At 72.4% G+C, this 14,473-nt stretch carries 11 protein-coding genes and 2 pseudogenes; 7 read left to right on the top strand and 6 right to left on the bottom strand.

Features of this window, described 5'->3' with window-relative positions; all coding sequences use genetic code 11:
• Position 1: 1 nt before the first annotated feature.
• Both ACH4VX_RS23730 and ACH4VX_RS23725 read right to left on the bottom strand, forming a co-directional pair.
• Positions 2-3,703 carry a nitrate reductase subunit alpha gene (locus ACH4VX_RS23730; RefSeq protein WP_398369832.1) on the bottom strand — a complete coding sequence of 1,234 codons (3,702 nt, stop codon included), beginning with the start codon at positions 3,701-3,703 and terminating at the stop codon, positions 2-4.
• A 380-nt stretch (positions 3,704-4,083) separates the two neighbouring features.
• A complete protein-coding gene (locus tag ACH4VX_RS23725) occupies positions 4,084-4,527 on the bottom strand; it encodes a nuclear transport factor 2 family protein (RefSeq protein WP_398369830.1) in 444 nt (147 codons plus the stop codon).
• Positions 4,528-4,892: 365 nt separating this feature from the next.
• Here ACH4VX_RS23725 and ACH4VX_RS23720 point away from each other — a divergent pair, with 365 nt between their 5' ends.
• The 6 genes from ACH4VX_RS23720 (at position 4,893) to ACH4VX_RS23695 (ending at position 10,927) form a co-directional block, all read left to right on the top strand.
• On the top strand, positions 4,893-6,104 hold the full coding sequence (locus tag ACH4VX_RS23720) for a TIGR04053 family radical SAM/SPASM domain-containing protein (RefSeq protein ID WP_398369828.1): 1,212 nt from the start codon (positions 4,893-4,895) through the stop codon (positions 6,102-6,104).
• A 1-nt stretch (position 6,105) separates the two neighbouring features.
• Positions 6,106-7,446, top strand: coding sequence for a multicopper oxidase domain-containing protein (locus ACH4VX_RS23715; RefSeq protein ID WP_398369826.1), 1,341 nt, complete (start codon positions 6,106-6,108; stop codon positions 7,444-7,446).
• The gene (locus ACH4VX_RS23710; RefSeq protein WP_398369825.1) at positions 7,446-7,892 is read left to right on the top strand and encodes a hypothetical protein; all 447 of its coding nucleotides are present in this window, start codon (positions 7,446-7,448) and stop codon (positions 7,890-7,892) included. The genes ACH4VX_RS23715 and ACH4VX_RS23710 overlap by 1 nt, the downstream gene beginning before the upstream one ends.
• A 131-nt stretch (positions 7,893-8,023) precedes the next feature.
• Positions 8,024-9,061: an Acg family FMN-binding oxidoreductase gene (locus tag ACH4VX_RS23705; RefSeq protein ID WP_398369824.1), complete on the top strand. Its 1,038-nt coding sequence runs from the start codon at positions 8,024-8,026 to the stop codon at positions 9,059-9,061.
• Between the two features lie 119 nt (positions 9,062-9,180).
• Positions 9,181-10,428 (top strand): MFS transporter, encoded by a 1,248-nt coding sequence (locus tag ACH4VX_RS23700; RefSeq protein WP_398369822.1) that lies wholly within the window; start codon positions 9,181-9,183, stop codon positions 10,426-10,428.
• Positions 10,429-10,453: 25 nt separating this feature from the next.
• Positions 10,454-10,927: a hemerythrin domain-containing protein gene (locus ACH4VX_RS23695; RefSeq protein ID WP_398369820.1), complete on the top strand. Its 474-nt coding sequence runs from the start codon at positions 10,454-10,456 to the stop codon at positions 10,925-10,927.
• A gap of 65 nt (positions 10,928-10,992) precedes the next feature.
• Here the strand turns inward: ACH4VX_RS23695 and ACH4VX_RS23690 are convergent, their stop codons facing one another.
• The 3 genes and pseudogenes from ACH4VX_RS23690 to ACH4VX_RS23680 form a co-directional block, all read right to left on the bottom strand.
• Complete coding sequence (locus ACH4VX_RS23690) at positions 10,993-12,195, bottom strand: serine hydrolase domain-containing protein (protein ID WP_398369818.1); 1,203 nt, start codon at positions 12,193-12,195, stop codon at positions 10,993-10,995.
• Between the two features lie 321 nt (positions 12,196-12,516).
• Positions 12,517-13,062, bottom strand: coding sequence for a hypothetical protein (locus ACH4VX_RS23685; protein ID WP_398369816.1), 546 nt, complete (start codon positions 13,060-13,062; stop codon positions 12,517-12,519).
• A gap of 140 nt (positions 13,063-13,202) precedes the next feature.
• Positions 13,203-13,373: pseudogene (locus ACH4VX_RS23680) on the bottom strand (NAD-dependent epimerase/dehydratase family protein); the annotation flags it as partial.
• Positions 13,374-13,575: 202 nt separating this feature from the next.
• Here ACH4VX_RS23680 and ACH4VX_RS23675 point away from each other — a divergent pair.
• Positions 13,576-13,722: pseudogene (locus tag ACH4VX_RS23675) on the top strand (cupin domain-containing protein); the annotation flags it as partial.
• A gap of 259 nt (positions 13,723-13,981) precedes the next feature.
• Here the strand turns inward: ACH4VX_RS23675 and ACH4VX_RS23670 are convergent.
• Entirely contained in the window at positions 13,982-14,455 is a 474-nt protein-coding gene (locus ACH4VX_RS23670; protein WP_398369814.1) for a carboxymuconolactone decarboxylase family protein, read from the bottom strand.
• Positions 14,456-14,473: the final 18 nt, after the last annotated feature.

Here is a 14,473-nt window from a genome sequence, read left to right as displayed (position 1 = left end):
CTCAGTACTCCACTTGCTGGCTGCGGCGGCGGATGACGGTGACCTCGTCACGCTGGTTGCCGGTCGGGCCGTAGTAGTTGAAGGCGTAGGTGAACTGCGCGTAACCGCCGGCCAGGTGGGTCGGCTTGAGCAGCAGACGGGTCAGTGAGTTGTGCATGCCGCCGCGTCTGCCGCTGACCTCGGTCTTCGGCACGTTCACGTTGCGGTCCTGGGCGTGGTACATGTACACGGTTCCCTCGGGCATCCGGTGGGTGACCACGGCCCGGCAGGCGACGACACCGTTGCGGTTGTACGCCTCGATCCACTCGTTGTCCTTGACGCCGATCTTCTCGGCGTCCTGAAGTGACATCCAGATGACCGGACCGCCGCGGGACAGGTCGAGCATGTACTTGTTGTCCTGGTAGTTGGAGTGGATGGACCACTTCGAGTGCGGGGTCAGATAGCGGACCGTGACCTCGGCCCGCCCGTCCTCGTGCAGCTGCTCGTCGCCGTAGTGCCGTGGGGTGTTCAACGGCGGCCGGTAGACGGGCAGTTGCTCGCCGAGCTCGGTCATCCAGTCGTGCTGGACGAAGAAGTGCTGGCGGCCGGTGAGGGTGTGCCAGGGCTTCTTGTGCTCGGTGTTGATGACGAACGGGGAGTAGCGGCGCCCGCCGGTCTCCGAACCCGACCACTCGTAGGAGGTCATCACCGAGCGCGGCTGGGTGCGGGTGTCGGCGAAGGTGATCCGTTCCGCCTCGCGTTCGGCGGCGAGCTCCACCAGTCCCTCGCTGCCGGTCTGCCGCTCCAGCTCGCGGAAGCCCTCGGTGGCCAGGCGGCCGTTGGTGGTGCCGGACAGGGCCAGGATCGCCTCGCACATGTCGGAGGCGGTGGCCAGCGACGGCCGGCCGGCGGCCACGCCCTCGCGGACGGTCCCGCAGCGCAGGCGCAGGTCCTCGATCTCCCGGTCGGGGTGGACGGTGACACCCTTGGTGGTGGTGCCCAGGGTGTCGAGGAGCGGGCCGATGGCCCGCATCTTCTGCGCGACGGCCGCGTAGTCCCGCTCGACGACCACCAGCTTGGGCATGGTGCGTCCGGGGACCGGCTCGCACTCGCCGGTCTTCCAGTCCCGCACCACCCCACCGGGCTGGGCGAGTTCGTCGGGGGTGTCGTGGGTCAGCGGCACCGCCATGACGTCGGTGCGCTTGCCCAGGTGCTCGGCGGCCAGGTCGCTGAACCGGTCGGCGATGGTGAGGAAGGTGTCGTAGTCGGTACGGGCCTGCCAGGGCGGGGCGATGGCGGGAGTGAAGGCGTGCACGAAGGGGTGCATGTCCGTGCTGGACAGGTCGTCCTTCTCGTACCAGGTCGCGGCCGGCAGGACGACGTCGGAGAGCAGGCCGGTGGAGGTCATCCGGAAGTCCATGGTGACCAGCAGGTCGAGCTTGCCCTCGGGCGCCTCGTCCCGCCAGACCACCTCCCGCGGGCGCTTCCCGGGCGGGGTCTCCTCGGAGCGGACGGCCGCGTCCGTGCCCAGCAGGTGCCGGAGGAAGTACTCGTTGCCCTTGCCGGAGGAGCCCAGCAGGTTGGCCCGCCACACGGTCAGCACGCGCGGGAAGTTGGCCGGGTCGTCGGGGTCCTCGGCGGCGAACCGCAGCCGTCCCGCCTTCAGTTCGTCCACGATGTGCTCGGCGACCGGGCGCCCCTGCTCGGCGGCCTCGTCCGCCAGGTCGAGGGGGTTGCGGTTGAAGCCGGGGTGACCCGGCGTCCAGCCCAGCCGCACCGCCTGCGCCAGACAGTCGGCGAACCCCTTGCCCGCGAACCGCCCCTCGCCCAGCGGGGAAGCCAGTTCGTCCGGCCCGAACGCCTCGTACCGCCACTGGTCGGAGTTGAGGTACCAGTACGAGGTGCCCGCCATGTGCCGGGTCGGCCGCTGCCAGTCGAAGGCGAACGCCAGGTGCTGGAAACCGGTGAGCGGGCGCACCTTCTCCTGGCCGACGTAGTGTGCCCAGCCGCCTCCGTTGACGCCCTGGCAGCCGGTCAGGGTGGTCAGCGCCAGGAACGCCCGGTAGATGGTGTCGGAGTGGAACCAGTGGTTGGTACCGGCCCCCAGCGCGATCATGGAACGGCCGTTGGTGCGCTCGGCGTTGCGGGCGAACTCCCGGGCGATGCGCGCGGCCTGCTCCGTCGGCACGGAGGTGACGGTCTCCTGCCAGGCCGGGGTGTAAGGCTCGGACGCGTCCTCGTACGACGACGGCCACCTTCCCGGCAGGCCCGGCCGCTCCACACCGTACTGGGCCAGCATCAGGTCGAACACGGTGGTGACCCGGCGTCCGCCGACGGTACGGACCGGCACCCCGCGGACCATGGTCGTACCGCCCTCGGTGGCGCCCTCGTCGAAGCGGGGCAGCATGACCTCGGCCGTCTCCTCGGCCCGCTCCAGCAGGGTCAGCTCGGGTGTCACCTCGCCGAGGTCGAGGTTCCAGCGGCCCTGCTCGCCCTTGGCCCAGCGGAAGCCGAGCGAGCCGTTCGGTACGACCGGCCCGCCCGTGGCCGCGTCGAGGAGGACGGTCTTGGAGCCGGCGTTCTCCTCCTCGTGGCCGAGATCGGCGGCGGTCAGGAAACCGTCCGGCACCAGACCGCCCTCCGCGTGCTCGCGCAGCGCGATCAGGAACGGGGCGTCGGTGAACTTCCGCAGGTAGTCCTGGAAGTACGGCACCTCGCGGTCGATCAGGAACTCCCGCAGGATCACATGGCCCATGGCCATCGCCAGCGCACCGTCGGTGCCCGGGTGCGGGGACACCCACTCGTCGGCGTGCTTGACGTTGTCGGCGTAGTCGGGGCTGACGGCGACGACCTTGGTGCCGTTGTAGCGGGACTCGGTGAGGAAGTGCGCGTCGGGCGTGCGGGTGACCGGGATGTTGGAACCCCACATGATCAGGTAGCCGGCGTTCCACCAGTCCGCCGCCTCCGGCACGTCCGTCTGGTCGCCGAAGACCTGGGGGGAGGCGACCGGCAGATCGGCGTACCAGTCGTAGAACGACAGCAGGGTGCCGCCGATCAGCGACATGAACCGGGAACCGGCCGCGAACGACGCCATCGACATCGCCGGGATGGGGGAGAACCCGGCGACGCGGTCCGGGCCGTACGCCTTGACGGTGTGGACCTGCGCGGCGGCGACCAGCTCGGCCACCTCGTCCCAGTCGGCCCGTACCAGTCCGCCCTTGCCGCGCGCCCGCTTGTAGGCACGGGCCTTCGCGGGGTCGGACGTGATCTCCGCCCACGCCGCCACCGGGTCACCGAGCCGCTTGCGGGCCTCGCGCCACAGCTTCAGCAGCGCCCCGCGCACATACGGGTAGCGGACCCGGCTGGGCGAGTAGGTGTACCAGGAGAACGACGCCCCGCGCGGGCAGCCGCGCGGCTCGTACTCGGGGCAGTCGGTGCCGATCGACGGGTAGTCGGTGGCCTGGTGCTCCCAGGTGATGATGCCGTCCTTGACGTACACCATCCAGGAGCAGGAACCGGTGCAGTTGACGCCGTGGGTGGAACGCACCACCTTGTCGTGGGACCAGCGGTTCCGGTAGAAACCCTCCCACTTCGGATCGCCCTCACCGAACACCGCGCGCCCGTCGGACGAGACCTCACGGCGGTTCAGCAGTCTGCGCGCGGCCAGCGGCCAGCCCTGCGGGGCGGGGGCCTGACCCCGGGGTGCGCTGTGATCGTTCTCCATGGTCGAGAACGTTAGGTTCCGGCCGCACGGGCGGCCTTGGGCCGAACGGCCCTGCTCACCCCTCCTTCCGGCCCGCTCCCGGCCCACCGGCCAGGGACTCTCGGCGCGCCCGGACCGAAGCGCCCGGCCGGGTAAGGCCGTTCGGCCCGGTGCCCGCCCGGCGGCCGGGACCGGTGGACGCCGGCACGGGCCCGCCCGGCCCACGCGGCGGGGCGGAGGGCCGGTGATGCTGAGGCCCGGCCGGACCGGAGGCGACACGGACCGTCGGGCCGGCCGCCCGGCCACGTCTTCTCGCGTCAGGGGCCGCGCGGCAGGCACGGCGCGCTCCCGGTCCGGTCACCGTCCGGTCGCGAACGGCCCCGGTGGCGCCCCGGCCGCCTTCACCCGTTCCGCGGCTCGAACGCCCGGGCGACCGCCAGGCTGTCCTCGTAGACGTGGTGCCGGGTGACGAGACCGTCCCGGACCGTGAGATGCAGGGCGAACCGCGCCCGGTACGCGCGCCCGGTGGGCCGGGCGGTCTGACGGATCTCGCCGAGCACCACCGCGTCGTCACCGTCGACGAGGATGCGCTCGATCTCGGTCGCCGCGTGCTCCGGCACGTGGTGTGCGGCCAGTTCCCGGTAGTGGGCGGCCGCGTCGGCCCGGGTGGACCGGTGCCGGATCCACGGTGTGACGGCCCGGCCGTGCTCGGCCTCCGGCCAGTCCAGTCTCCAGTCGCAGTGCTCGGCGTACAGCTCGGCGACGAGCTCGGGGTCACCTTCGCCGATCCGGCGCAGCAACTCCTCGACGACGGTGCGCGTAGGTGCGGACGCTGTTGTGGACACGACCCTGCCTCCTCGTTCCTGCTGATGCGGAGCACTCATCCTGGCCCGCGCGCACCGGCCCGGCAATTACCTGCCGGGTAAGGGCGGACGGCCCGACCGCCGCGGAGAGGGACCTTCGGCCCACCGGATCGGGACTGGTCGGCCGGGGGGCCGGCCCGGCCCCGTGCGGGAGGCTGGCACCGACCGATCCGGAGGTATCCCGTGCACCACCGCAACCAGCACCCGTGCGGCTGTGTCCCCCGCCGTCCCCCGTCACGGGCGCTGCGCGCGGCACGGACCGGTCACAGTCCGGTCGCCCGACCCGTCTGCCACGACTCCCGGGCGGCCGGACGAACACTGGCCACGACCCGAACGCGGGGGACCCGATGAGCGGCGCACGCGCGATCCGGCAGCAGCACCAGGACGTCGCCGACCGGCCGTTCATCGTCATCTGGGAATCCACCCGCGCCTGCCCGCTGGCCTGTCTGCACTGCCGGGCCGAGGCCGTGCCCGACCGCGATCCGCGTGAGCTGGACACGCCCGCGGCCAAGGATCTGCTGGGTCAGGTCGCCGAGTTCGGGCAGCCCGCCCCGCTGTTCGTGATCACCGGTGGCGACCCGTTCCAGCGCCCCGACCTGAACGAGCTGATCGCTCACGGCAAGGAGGTCGGCGTCCGCGTCGCAGTGTCGCCGTCCGGCACTCCGACGCTCACCCCCGAGCGGCTGCGGGAGGTTCACGCGGCAGGTGCCGTCGGGCTCTCGCTCAGCCTGGACGGCTCCACCGCCGAACTGCACGACGGCTTCCGCGGGGTGCCCGGCGTGTACGGCTGGACGCTCGACGCGTGGGACGCCGCCCGCGCCATGGGTATGAAGGTGCAGATCAACACCACGATCGCCCGGCACAACCTGCACGACCTGCCGGACATCGTCCGTCTCGTCCGCGACCACGGGGCGATGCTGTGGAGCGCCTTCTTCCTGGTGCCCACCGGCCGCGGCCGGCAACTCGGCGAACTCACCCCCGCCGAGACCGAGGACGTACTCAACTTCGTGTACGACGTGGGTCTCACCGTGCCCGCCAAGACCACCGAGGCCCACCACTTCCGCCGGGTGGCGATTCAGCGCAGGATCCTCGCCGAGGCAGGCGACGACCACCCGGCGGTACTGGGACTCGGCCCGCTCTACCGGGAGTTGCGGGAGCGCTCCGCCGCACTCGGCCTGGACGCCGGGGGACGGCGGGCCCGGCGCCCCCCACTGGACGTCAACGCGGCACGCGGCTTCGTCTTCGTGTCGCACACCGGCACCGTGCACCCCAGCGGATTCCTCCCGCTGGGCGCCGGCAACGTGCGCACCCGGCCCCTGACCGGGATCTACCGGACCTCGGAGCTGTTCACCGGTCTGCGGGACCCCGACCGGCTGGGCGGACGGTGCGGGAAGTGCGAGTTCTGCCGGGTCTGCGGAGGCTCACGGTCCCGCGCGTACGGCGTCACCGGTGACCCGTACGCCGAGGAGCCCTGGTGCGGCTACCAGCCGGGGTCCTTCCCCCGCCGGGCCGAGCTGAGGGCGGCCCTTTCCGGCATCCTGCCGGTCACCGGGGAGTGACGTGAACGGCAGCCATGACGCCTCCTCCCGGCGGCCCGTCCTGCTGGGCACCGCGGCCGGAGCGGCCCTGACCGTGCTGGCCGTGCTCGCCGCCAACAGCGGCGGAGACACGGGCGGTCCGGCCGTCGCCGCGGGCACCGCGGGCGGTACCACCGTCACCCGCACCGTCGAGGTCACCCTGGACGGCATGCGCGTGCGCCCCGCCCGCATCGACGTCACCGAAGGCACCGCCCTGCGCCTGAAGGTCACCAACACCGACGCGCAGCGCCACGACCTCAAGGTCGGGAACGGATCCGCCACCCCGCTGCTCGCCCGGGGACAGAGCCGCACCCTCGACCTCGGGCCGGTCACCGAGGACCGCGAGGCCTGGTGCACCCTGCCCGGACACCGCGCGGCCGGTATGACCCTGGACATCGTCGTCCGCCGGGCGGCCGCCGACGGCCACGAGGGGCACTCCTCCGACGGCGCCGGCCTCGACCTCGGCGCCGGCTTCTCCCCGGGCCGGCAGCCGCGCACGGCCGACCTCGCCCCCGCACCGGACGGACGGATCCACAGGCTGGAACTGCGCGCCGCCCGCACCACGGTCGAGGTCGCCCCCGGCGTCGAACAGCAGATGTGGACCTTCGGTGGCACCGCCCCCGGCCCCACCCTGCGCGGCAAGGTCGGCGACGTCTTCGAGATCACCCTGGTCAACGACGACGAGACCATGGGCCACGGCATCGACTTCCACGCCGGGTCCCTCGCCCCCGACCGGCCCATGCGCACCCTCGAGCCCGGCGAACGCCTCGTCCACCGCTTCCGCGCGGAGAAGGCCGGGGCCTGGCTGTACCACTGCAGCACCGCCCCCATGCTCCAGCACATCGGCAACGGCATGTACGGCGCCGTCGTCATCGACCCGCCCGGCCTGAAGGAGGTGGACCACGAGTACCTCCTGGTCTCCTCCGAGCTCTACCTCGGCACCCCCGGCAGCACCGCCCAGGTGACCAAGATGCGCGAAGGCACCCCGGACGCCTGGGTCTTCAACGGCGTCGCCGCCCAGTACGCGAAGCGGCCCCTGACCGCGAAGGCCGGGGAACGGGCCCGGTTCTGGGTGGTCGACGCCGGGCCGGGCGACCCGGTGGCCTTCCACATCGTCGGAACCGTCTTCGACACGGTGTACAAGGAAGGCGCCTACCTGCTGACACCGGACCGGCCCGGCGGCGCGCAGGTGCTGGACCTGGCCCCGGCCCAGGGCGGTTTCGTCGAGACCACGTTCCCCGGGGCCGGGCACTACTCCTTCGTCGACCACGACATGCGGCACGCCGAGGCCGGGGCGCACGGCACCGTGGAGGTGGGGCGGTAGTGGACACCGTAGGACCGTGGTCCCTGGTGCGCTTCGCGCATGTGGCGGGCGCCGCACTGTGGGTCGGCGGACAGCTCGCCCTGTCCCTGGTGATCCTGCCGCTCGCCAGGCGCCTGCTCGCTCCCGACGCCAAGGACCGCTTCACCGCCGAGGCGGGACGCCGGTTCGGGATGCTCACCGGCGCGCTGTTCCTGCCGGTGCAGCTCGGCACGGGCGTCGCCATGGCCTGGCACAAGGGCGTCACCTGGGACTCCCTCGCCGAACCCGGCTACGGCCGCACCCTGGCCGCCAAACTCGCCCTGTTCGTCCTGGTGATGGCCGCCGCGGCGGGCCACGGCATCGCCCACGCGCGACACCGCACCGGCCTGGCCCGCGCCCTCGCCGTCGTCTCCCTCGTCGGCTCCCTGGGCGTCGTCCTCCTCGCCACCGCCCTGCCGGCCACCTGAGATCCCGGGGCCGCTCGGCGCGTGGCGAGGGGCCGCCCGGCCCTTCGCCGCCCGCCCCGCGGCGACGGAGGGTGGAGACCACGGGCAGCACTCCTCCACACCGGAGGTTCCCCCGACAGCGAGGAGCCACTGTGCAGACCAAGGAGATCGACGCCACCGCGCTGGAGACACTGCTGGCCGCGGCGGTGGCGGCGCCGTCGATCCACAACACCCAGCCGTGGCGCTTCGGCTTCGACCTGGGCACCCGGGCGGTCACGGTCCACGCCGACCGCAGCCGGGCCCTGGCGCTGGCCGACCCGGACGGACGCGCCCTGCACCTGTCCGCCGGCTCGGCCGTCCTCAACCTGCTGGTCGCAGCCGCCCACCTGGGCTGGAAGCCCGTACCACACCTGCTGCCGGATCCGTACGATCCGGAACTGCTGGCCACCGTGCAGCTGACCGTCGCCACGGACCCCCCGCCGGCCTACCGCGCCCTGTACCCGGCCGTGGAGCGGCGCCACTCCAGCCGGATGCCGTTCACCGGCCGCCCGGTGCCCGAACCGGTCGTCGCCGGCATGACCGCCGCAGCGCGGGCCGAGGGCGCCCACCTGTACGTCCCGGACATCCTCCAGACGCGCCGCCTGCTGCGGGTGACGTCGGCGGCCGAGCTGCGCAACGCCACGGACGAGGCCCGTGCCGCCGAAAGCCGCGCCTGGGTCGCCCCGCCCGGGGTGAGCCCGTACGGCATACCGCTCACCGCCGCCCGCCCGCTGGACGCCGCAGGACGCATGCCGATGCGTGACTTCACCGGCCGGGTGTCCGTGCCGGGGCGGCCACGGATGCGGTTCGAACGGCACGCCCAGGTCGCCCTGTTGTGGACCGTCGGCGACCGGCCGCGGGACTGGCTCGGGGCCGGCCAGGCACTGGAACGCGTGCTGCTGGTGGCCACCGCGCACGGGGTGCGGACCTCACTGCTCCACCAGGCCATGGAATGGCCGGACCTGCGGGAGGCGATGCGGGTCCCCGGCACCCGATGGTGCCGCCCGCAGGTGCTGATCCGCTTCGGTTACGGCCCCGAGGCGAAGGGAACCCTCCCCCCGCGGGCCGCGGCGCGTCCGGCCGAACGGCCGGTGCGGCACGCCGTTGGGACCTCGTTTCCGGGACCGCCGGTCCCCGGCGAGGGGGACTGACGGCCCAACGCGTCACCGCGTTCCGCGGCCGATAGTGGTCGTGGGACGCCGGCACGCAGCTCCGGCACCCGCGGCGCCGACTGATCCGGGCCGCACCGCGAACAGGGAGGACGGGCGGCATGCTCCAGCCGTCGAGCAAGTCGAATCGCGCACCGGCATCCGGTGCGGCCGTGACCGGCCGGGCCTGGCTGATGCTGGCCCTGGCCACGGCGGGGTTCGCCCTCAATTTCTGGGCCTGGGCACTGCTCAGCCCTCTCGCCCCCCAGCTGAAGGACTCCTTGGGCCTGTCGTCGTTCCAGCAGTCGCTGTTGGTGGCGGTCCCCGTCGTGGTGGGCTCCCTGGGCCGCATCCCGGTCGGCGCGCTCACCGACCGGTTCGGCGGACGGGTGATGTTCCCGCTGGTCTCGGCGGCCACCATCGTGCCCGTGCTCTACCTCGGTCTGGCCGGGCACTCCTCGCTCGCCGCGCTGCTGGCCGGCGGCCTCTTCCTCGGCATCGGCGGCACCTCCTTCGCCGTCGGCGTGCCGTTCGTCAGCGCGTGGTTCCCGCCCGAACGCCGGGGCCTGGCCATCGGCGTCTTCGGCGCCGGCATGGGCGGCACCGCGATCAGCGCCCTCACCACGGTCAAGCTGGTCGACGCGCACGGGATGGCCAACCCGTTCCTGATCACCGCCGCGGCGCTGGCCGTGTACGCGGTGGCCGCCGCCCTGCTGTTGCGCGACGCCCCCGGGTGCACCGTGCCGACCGAGCCGCTGGCGCGCCGTCTGGCCGCGACCTTCAGGCTGAACATCACCTGGCAGGCGTCCGCCCTGTACGCGGTGGCCTTCGGCGGCTACGTCGCCTTCTCGGTCTACCTGCCCACCTACCTGAAGACCGGTTACGGCCTCACCCAGGCGGACGCGGCCAACCGGATGGCGGGGTTCGTGCTGCTGGCCGTGGCCATGCGGCCGATCGGCGGCTGGCTGTCGGACCGCATCGGTCCGGTACGGGTGCTCACCGGCGCACTGACCCTGGTGGTCGCCGGCGCACTGGCCCAGTCGTTCACCCCCGCCCTGGCGCCCGTCGGCACCATCGCGTTCCTCGCCATGGCCGCGGCGCTCGGTGCCGGAAGCGGCGCCGTCTTCGCCCTCGTGGCGCTGCTGGCACCGGCGAACAAGGTCGGCTCGGTCACCGGCGTCGTCGGTGCGGCCGGTGGCCTCGGCGGCTTCCTGCCGCCGCTGGTCATGGGCGCCCTGTACGGCGCGTACGGCTCCTACGCGGTGGGCCTGGTGCTGCTGGCCCTGGTGGCCGCGGCGGCCCTGGCCCACACCGCGACCGGTGTACGCCGCGGGGTCACCCGACGCGTCCCCGCCGGCCGGCCGAACTGACCGTCACCCCCGGAGGAGTTACACCATGTGCGAGTACTGCGGCTGCCAGTCCTTGACGGCGATCGACGACCTCACCCGCGAACACGACGCGGTGGTGGACCTGATCAGCCACGTCCGGGAGGCCCACCGTGCCGGCGACACCGACCGGATGGCCGAACTGGCCCGGCGGATCGGCGCCGTACTGGAGCCCCACACCCAGGTCGAGGAGCACGGGCTGTTCCCGGCCCTCACCGACGAGTTCCCCGAGCAGATGGCCGCGCTCGAGGCGGAACACCGCCGCATCGAGGCCGTGCTGGAGGAGGCCGCGGCCGGCACACCGGCGGACGTCGCCTGGCCGGACCGGCTGATCCGGGCGCTCGACCTGCTGCGCGAGCACATCCTCAAGGAACAGGACGGTGTCTTCCCGGCCGCGCTGGCGGCCCTGTCGACCGAGGAGTGGGAGGCGGTCGAGGCGGTGCGTGCCCGCGTCGGCACCCGCATGCGGCAGCCGGCGGGCTGAGACCGGCCTGTGCCCCGGCCGGACACGTGTCCGGCCGGGGCACAGGCGTGTGGTGTCCCGGTGGGTCAGTCGCGGGTGACCTGGGGAGCGATGTCCTCGGTGTAACCGCGAGCCGGTGCGGTGGGCCTGGCGGCCGTACCGGAGCCGCAGAAGGAGGCGTCCAGCGTGGCGCCGAGGGTGGCGTTGACGGTTCCGTTGTTGGACGTGTTCGCCAGGGAGGTCATGCTGCGGGCGCCGTCGCTGGTGGTGAAGGCGTAGGTGTAGTAACCCTGGACGGTGCCGGTGTGGCCGTAGACGGTGGTGCCGCAGGAGAGTTTCCGTGCCCGCAGGCCCAGTCCGTAGGACTGCTTTCCGTCCGCGGTGACCGGGACCATGGTGGTCATGTCCTCCAGCTGCTCGGCGGGCAGGAGCTCGCCGGACAGCAGCGCGGAGAAGAAGCGGTTGAGGTCCTTCCCGCTGGAGATGACCGCGCCCGCGGACTGGGCCCAGGAGACGGTCTGTTCGGTGGAGTCGACCAGCGGCAGCGTGGTGTCGTCCTGGCGGAGGTAACCGCGGGCGTAGGAGCCGGAGATGGTCGTCCGCGGATGGACGTAGGAGGTGTTCCTCAGCCGCAGGGGAGCGAAGATGCGCCGGTGGTACTGGGTGGCGACCGGGGTGCCGGTGATGTGCTCGACGAGCTGCCCCAGCACGACGAAGTTGGTGTTGGAGTAGCTGTAGGCGGCGCCCGGCGCGTTGTTCAGGGGGCGCGCGGTGGACAGGTCGATGAGCTCCTGATAGCCGAAGACCTTGTTCCGGACCGCCTCGAAACCCGGGACGGTGTTGTAGAACATGTCGTTGGTGTAGTCGTACAGGCCGCTGCGGTGGCTGAGCAGATGCCGCACGGTGATGCGGTCGTCGGGCAGCGGTTCGGGCAGGTAGCTGTTGGCCGGGGCGTCGAGGTCGACGCGCCCTTCGGCGGCGAGCTGCAGCAGCACCACCGCGGTGAAGGTCTTGCTGACGCTGCCCACGCGGAACCGGCGGCCGGTGTCCATCGCCGTGTGGGCGCCGGTGTCGGCCTCCCCGGTGGCGACGCGGTAGGTGGTGAAGCCCTCGTCGATCCGGGTGAGTGCTCCGGGAGCGCCTTGTGCGAGAGCAGTGTCGTGCACGGTGCGCACGGCGGTGAGGTCGGGGGCGGGCAGGGAGGAACCGTCCGCGAGGGCCGGAGAGGCGCCCAGAGTGACGAGCAGGGTGGAGCCGGCGAGCGCCAGGCTCACATCTTTGATCCGCATCCGTGTCTTTCTGATGGTGGGGGAACCGGAGGGCGCCCACGACCCCGGATCGGCTCAACTTCCCTTGCTTGCAAGGAATTCGGAGAAGCCTCCGGAGGCAGGAGCGGCACCGCGGGCATCGTAGTGCACCGTCGGCCGCCATCGGCTCGGGCGAAGCATTCGGACTTCCCGGATGTCGCACCCATGACACGGGCTGTTCAAGACACGGTGATGATGTCAACACACGTTGTGGGGAGAAGCTCCGGTGCGCGGATCAACGGCGTGGTTCCGGGCCCCGTCCCGATCCCCGTCGGGCGAGCCCGGAACCACGAGCGGTGAAGGTCAGGGGCGCTTGGCGCGGTACAGGCCCCGGCCGCTGCGCCGGATGCGGGAGGTACCGACGAGGCGGTCGAGGGTGCTGCGGACCGCGTTGATGGTTCCGCTGTCGGTGTCACGGCCGAGGGCCGCCGCCACGTCGCGGGCCCGTACGTCCACGTCCCCCACCGTGGCGAAGTAGTCGAGGATCTGCTCGGTGAGCCGGCCGTACTTCTTCTGCCCGTCCGCGTCGGCGGAGGAACCGGAGGTGCGGCGGACCTGGGCCGGAGCCTTCGCCGTGACGTCCGCGGCGGCGGAGGGGGGCACGTCCGGCCGGGGGGCCGGCGCCTGCTGCGGCTCCGCCGTGCCGGCCGGGGCCGGGTCCGCCGGGGCGGGGTCGCGCATCAGGATCCGGAGGGTGCCGAGAGCCCGCTGGACGGAGCCCAGGTGTGCCACGACGGCGGCCAGTTCCCTCTCCAGGGCCTGCTTCTGCACCTTCAGTCGTTCCAGGTCCTCCTGAAGGCTTTCCGCGGTGACCTCGATGTTGTGCGCCGCGTGGGTTCCAGAGACCATGTGTTCCCCTCGTCCTCAGCCTTCCCACCGCATCATATCGCCGACGGCATCGGCATCGGCATCGGCATCGGCGTCGTCGCGGCACGGGCGGGACGGCGCCGGACACCGCGTCAGCGCGTGTCCCGGCGGGCGGCCATCCAGAGGTCGACGATCACGTCGGCGCCCTCGGCCGCCTTTTCCAGCCCCTCACCGGTGAGCACGTTCACCCCGGCCGACTGCGCGTGCGGCACCGCTTCGTGACCGGCGGCGTTCAGCTTCTCGACGACCTTCGACCCGATCAGGCCGGTACCGCCGAGGACTGCGATGCTCATGGTGTGCCCTTCCACGAAGGAGCGGCATGGTGTTCACGGCTCGTCCGGCAACATGTCAGTGCCACTGTTGCGGTCGGCAAGACAAAACGCGTGGACGTGACGACGGAAGGCGGACCGTCCGAGTGACGGCCGGCCTTCCGTCCGGTGCTACTTGCTGAGCCAGAGGTCGGGGCCGAACACCTCGTAGTGGACGTCCTTCGGGCATCAGGACGGCAACGCGCTGTCGGACGCGCGCACCCGGTTCGTGGTGACCATGATGTGCGCGCCGGGCAAGCCCATGCTCGAACTGGTCGACGAGGGCGAACTGGCGCGGCGGGCCCACCTGCGCGCCCCGCGGCCCACCGCCTGAGCCGCCGCCCACCCGGAAAACGTCCGGCCCCTGTCCCCTCCGCTGCCGGAGGGGACAGGGGCCGGACGGCTGTCCGCGGCGCTCACGCCGCGCCGATGACGGCCTTGCTGCGCATCAGGAAGTCCGACGGGAAGCTGTCGTGCGGCACACCCGGCGCCGTCCAGTGGGTGGGGCGGTCGCCGATGTACGGGTTGGCGGAACCGACGATCGTGTCCAGGCGGTCCCGCCGGTCCGTGTCCGCGGTGCCGGGGCGGGTGCCTCAGCCGAACTGGCCGGGCTGGTAGTCGCCGGCGGGCTGCTGGTTGATGACGTTGACGCGGTTGTAGGCGTTGATGATCGCGATCAGCGAGATCAGCGCGGCGAGCTCGTCCTCGTCGAAGTGCCTCGCGGCGTTCGCCCAGGCCTCGTCCGTGACACCACCGGCGGCGTCCGCGATGCGGGTGCCCTGCTCGGCCGGCTCCAGAGCGGCGCGCTCGGCCTCGGTGAAGACCTTGGCCTCACGCCACGCGGCCACCAGGTTGAGGCGCTGCTGGGTCTCGCCCGCGGCGGTGGCGTCCTTGGTGTGCATGTCGGTGCAGAAGCCGCAGCCGTTGATCTGGCTGGCGCGGATCTTCACCAGCTCCTGGGTCGCGACCGGCAGTGTCGAGTCGTGCACCACCTTCTTCGCCGAGTTGATGTGCTTGAGCACCTCGCCGGCGAGCGCGTTGCCGAAGAAGTTGATGCGAGCGTCCATGGCGGAATCCATCCTCCG

It is taken from the genome of Streptomyces sp. NPDC020731 (assembly GCF_044334705.1).
Lineage (GTDB): Bacteria > Actinomycetota > Actinomycetes > Streptomycetales > Streptomycetaceae > Streptomyces.
The sequence above is the reverse complement of the archived record's forward strand: the minus strand, read 5'-3'. Positions and strand labels throughout refer to the sequence as shown.